The following is a 4,135-nucleotide window of genomic DNA, read 5'->3' as shown; positions in this document are numbered from 1 at the left end:
TTAAAGATTAAACTGCCATGGGGCGCAGAGCACGAGCGCCAGCGCGCACTGCGTATGGCGGAAGGCTTCCCGCACGTTGAAGTTTTGCCAAAGCTTAGCCTGCAGCAGGTTGCCGAAGTGCTGGCTGGCGCAAAAGGCGTTGTCTCGGTCGATACCGGCCTCAGTCACCTGACCGCCGCACTCGACAGGCCGAACATCACGCTGTTTGGGCCTACCGATCCAGGCTTGATCGGCGGATATGGTCAGAATCAGTACGCCTGTCGCCCTGATCAAGGCAACCGTATGGCCGATATCCCTGCACAAAAAGTTGCAGAGCTTATTCGTGACAAGGTGCCAATGTAATGGGAACATTCTTCAAGCAGATATATCGCTATACGCATGCTCGCCCTTATCGGCATAACGAAAGTCTTTGGCCCTACGTAAAGATTACACGTGCCGCCAGCGGAGAAATCGTCGAGCTGTGTTATAAGCGACAACAGATGCCAATAGTACATCTTACGGACCTGAAAGGACGTTTCAACGGTAATATCCTGCTGACCGCCACTGGCCCATCAGTGAAAAACCTCTGTCTGGAAAAATTTCCCGCCATGCCCGCGATGGGGGTAAATGGAGCTTATTTTTTACATGGCCGCGTCGATTTTCAATTTTATGTCATCGTTGACATGGGATTTATCGATCAAAAACCTGAGATTATCCACAAAATAATCAACGATCCGTATCTGACGCTATTCACTACGGTGCATGGGATAGTCAAAATCATCGACAAGTTTTGTCTGGAAAGTGTCAAATGCAGATTCGCTGTGATAGAAGACGCCGCATTTAAAATCTATCAGCCCAAGATCGCCATTGATGATCTGCGATCAGCCTATGCCGATAACCGTGACGCAGTTTTTGCCGCTGATAGACAGGATATAGCCTTCACTCATGATATTCGCAGCGGCATATTTGATGCCGGAACCGTAGTTTACTGGGCGTTACAGATCCTCACATTCCTTGGTTTCAAGCAGTTCTTTATCATCGGTCTGGATATGAATAACTTCAATCAGCCGCGCTTTTATGAACTCGCAGAAAATAAGCTTCCCACCGATCTGGAGGATAAAGCCACAGACTGGGTAATGCCGTCATTTCGACATGCCAGTGACCAAATGAAAAAAAAGAATATTGCTATAAAAAACCTTTCAGTAACCAGTGCAATAAGTAATGATATTTTCGAAAAGGCCGATCCTGATGAACTATTTAAATAACGCTTTTCATCCGAAAAAACTATATGTGTTATTTTTTTTCCTTTTTTCATTTTTCAGCGTAATATTTTGTGGATTCACCAGGGTCAATAACCTATTTCATCTCTCAGCCATTCTATTCATTATCACGCTGTATTTTGATAAAGACCTGCGGATGGCATTTATTCACAACAGTGAAACTCGCCAAGGCATGACGTTTATCGCTGCGATGCTGCTCTATTTTTCCTTCAGTAACTTGTGGTCAGACAATCCGGGCAATATCGAATCCACTCTAACACACAGCGTTTATCTTCTGCTTTATCTGGCGATGCTAATTACCATCCTTAACGGTAGTAAACGTAATCAGTTATTTACCGCCATTGTTGCCGGGTTAACCATTCTGAGTCTGTATACTTTGCTGTTTGATGGCCATAATATTCTGCTACTCAGACAAACATTACCCAATAACCCTGGGCCACAAAACGTCATTGATTTAGCGGGGTGCGCTGCCATCGGTGTGATCCTGACGCTCATTGTATTTCGTGACACCAAAAAAAAGTTTATTCTTCTGGCACTGCCTATACTCCTGACCACCATCGCAATTACCCAGAGCCGTGGGCCTGTACTCTCGCTACTGATTGCCCTTATCGTCACAACACATTATCGTAGCATCAGTCGCAAAAATGTGGCCTATCTGACCCTATCTCTGGCGTTAGCAGCCGTCCTTCTGACATATTCCACCGCTGGTGAAATGTTGATCGGCCGCTTTGAGATGATATCTACGCAAGGTATGACCAGAGTCAGTATCTGGCACCATACTTTGGAGCTTGTCGCGCAGGCACCGTTTTTCGGTTACGGGTTTGATAAAGGGCTCAGCTTCACCAATTATACCGGCGAATATATTCGAACAACTCATAGCCTTTATCTTGGAGCCTTGCTGCAAGGCGGTATTATCGGGTTGATGTTTTTTTCTGCGGTGCTCATTTATGGGCTGCTATCAGCGTTCCGCCGAATGAAAAGCGGCATGCGGCTCGAGGCCGCGCTGTATATATTCATGCTGATATTTTATGCTTCACAGGGAATATTTGTGGTCGGCAATCCGTCGGAATCCTGGACCCTGTTTTGGTTCCCTTTAGGCGTCATAATGGCACAGCGACGCCTGGGCTGACATTGACGACCAAGCATCGCCACAAGGACAAAAATTATCTACCAGGACAGATGCTGCCCGACGTCGTTAAGGTCTGAGCTCTTATCACCACGGGCTCAGACCCTTTCCCTCGATTTATATTATCGACAATACTTTCTCCATGACTTTATCACTGCTGATGATGCTTAAGGGCTGACGACGTTGCTCTTCAGTGAGGCTCTGCGTTTCTGCTGGTACATACATCACTTGGTGCAGCTCAGGATTTTGATAAGGCCCTGTTTGTTCTGGGTTCGCGGTCACAAACAAACTGACGGTTTTGGTTTTCAACGCAATGGCCAGATGTAACGGCCCGGTATCACCGGTGACCAGTACATCCATATTTTTCATCACCGCCAACAGCTGTGGCAACGTGGTTTTGCCAATATAGCTGACAACCCGGCTTTGTTCTTCCGCTGTCAACCCCGCCATAAATTCACGCTCAATAACTTGTTCTTTCGGTGTCCCTATCAGGGCAATGCGATAATCTGGTGACCGTGCCAGCAGCATTTTCGCCAGGCCTGCAAACCGACCGACCGGCCAGCAACGCAGTGGTTCGGAAGCCCCCATCTGGAAACCGACCACCACTTCGCCCCACTGTTTTGGCTGCTGTGGGAAATCGACCGGGATAAACATTTCTCGGTTCTGCGTGTCGCAACCCATTTGCCCCACCAGATCCAGCTTACGCTGAATCAAATGACCTTTGCCACGAACGCTAATGCCCGTCAGCCACTGATCCATGCCTGTCAGATCGTTTTTATAGACGTCTTTAAACAAGTATTCGCACCCAGAAAATATCGCAGTGATGACGTCATAGGGCGCTTTGGAATGCAAAATCACCGCCAGTTGTGGTCGGTGTCGCCTCAGTTGGCAGATAACGCTGAGGATATCCTTGGCTTTGTGATCCCAATAAATGACGTGGCTAAAATAACTGCTGGTGCCGACCAGGCCGCCATTTTTATAGCTGGACACCAGAGTGATCTTTGCTGCGGGATAGCGCTCACGGATAGCACGGATAGCCGGAGTATTAAACATCAAATCGCCCAGCGCCGTAGTTGAAAAAATAGCAATACGGTCAAACTCGCGGTTTTTATCAAATGTGTGCTTATCTTTAAAATTACTGCCAATCTTTGTATAAAGTCGAAGACAGGCATTCGCGAGCTTAACTTTCCATTTCTTCGACATATCAGTTCACTTTAAGTTGATAATACTCGGCTAGCGTCATGCCCACCGTACGTTGCTGCAACCAGGCAAACAGCTGCTCCAAATCACGGTACAACACTTCAATATCCTGCTGCGTTTTAAAGGTCGGGCTCCCTCCTGGCATAAACTCGGAAGAATGAAGCATAAATTCAACGTAGTCATTCCCCTGAGCCAGACAGCGCTCAGCCACCGACTTCATTTTCTCCAGATTGCCGCCACTTGGCCGCAACCAATTCACAGACGGCGAGCGCCGCTTGCCACGCAGGCTATCGTAGCCCTGTTTTAGCGTATTCATCAGTGCCGAATGCTTATACTGGATGCTCATCGGTACTTCCAGCAGTGATGAAGAACCCGCTCTGGCGATATTGTCAGGATCGATAAAATAGGCCTGTGACGGAAAATGACGGTAGTCGGTGCCGCCATTGCCTTGTGGGTTACCCGGCGAATATTGCCAGTTAACACGCGGTGTAACCGAGCAATCTACCTGATAGCCATATTCTAATAGCAAGGCAGCATAATATTCATTAAA

At 47.5% G+C, this 4,135-nt stretch carries 4 protein-coding genes and 1 pseudogene; 3 read left to right on the top strand and 2 right to left on the bottom strand.

The annotated features are described in order from the left end of the window. The 3 genes from VGM55_RS08585 to VGM55_RS08575 form a co-directional block, all read left to right on the top strand. On the top strand, positions 1-342 hold a 342-nt coding region (locus VGM55_RS08585), incomplete at its 5' end, for a glycosyltransferase family 9 protein (protein WP_331635244.1). Continuing rightward, positions 342-1,244, top strand: coding sequence for a sugar glycosyltransferase (locus VGM55_RS08580; protein ID WP_331635243.1), 903 nt, complete (start codon positions 342-344; stop codon positions 1,242-1,244). The genes VGM55_RS08585 and VGM55_RS08580, both read left to right, overlap by 1 nt. Further along, positions 1,228-2,388: an O-antigen ligase family protein gene (locus VGM55_RS08575; RefSeq protein WP_331635242.1), complete on the top strand. Its 1,161-nt coding sequence runs from the start codon at positions 1,228-1,230 to the stop codon at positions 2,386-2,388. Before VGM55_RS08580 ends, VGM55_RS08575 begins: the two co-directional genes overlap by 17 nt. Positions 2,389-2,502: 114 nt before the next feature. Here the strand turns inward: VGM55_RS08575 and VGM55_RS08570 are convergent, their stop codons facing one another. Both VGM55_RS08570 and VGM55_RS08565 read right to left on the bottom strand, forming a co-directional pair. After that, positions 2,503-3,588 (bottom strand): glycosyltransferase family 9 protein, encoded by a 1,086-nt coding sequence (locus VGM55_RS08570; protein ID WP_331635241.1) that lies wholly within the window; start codon positions 3,586-3,588, stop codon positions 2,503-2,505. Position 3,589: 1 nt separating this feature from the next. Continuing rightward, positions 3,590-4,135 (bottom strand): annotated as a pseudogene (locus VGM55_RS08565) (deacetylase); the annotation flags it as partial.

Origin of the sequence: Cedecea sp., from assembly GCF_036500665.1 — a bacterium.
Taxonomy (GTDB): domain Bacteria; phylum Pseudomonadota; class Gammaproteobacteria; order Enterobacterales; family Enterobacteriaceae; genus Cedecea.
Note: the sequence above shows the minus strand (reverse complement) of the source record. Positions and strands in the feature narration are given on the sequence as shown.

Excerpts from the sequence above, each read along its gene's own strand:
- VGM55_RS08575 (WP_331635242.1), top strand. The coding sequence starts at position 1,228 with ATGAACTATTTAAATAACGCTTTTCATCCGAAAAAACTATATGTGTTA.
- VGM55_RS08580 (WP_331635243.1), top strand. The coding sequence starts at position 342 with ATGGGAACATTCTTCAAGCAGATATATCGCTATACGCATGCTCGCCCT.
- VGM55_RS08570 (WP_331635241.1), bottom strand. The coding sequence starts at position 3,588 with ATGTCGAAGAAATGGAAAGTTAAGCTCGCGAATGCCTGTCTTCGACTT.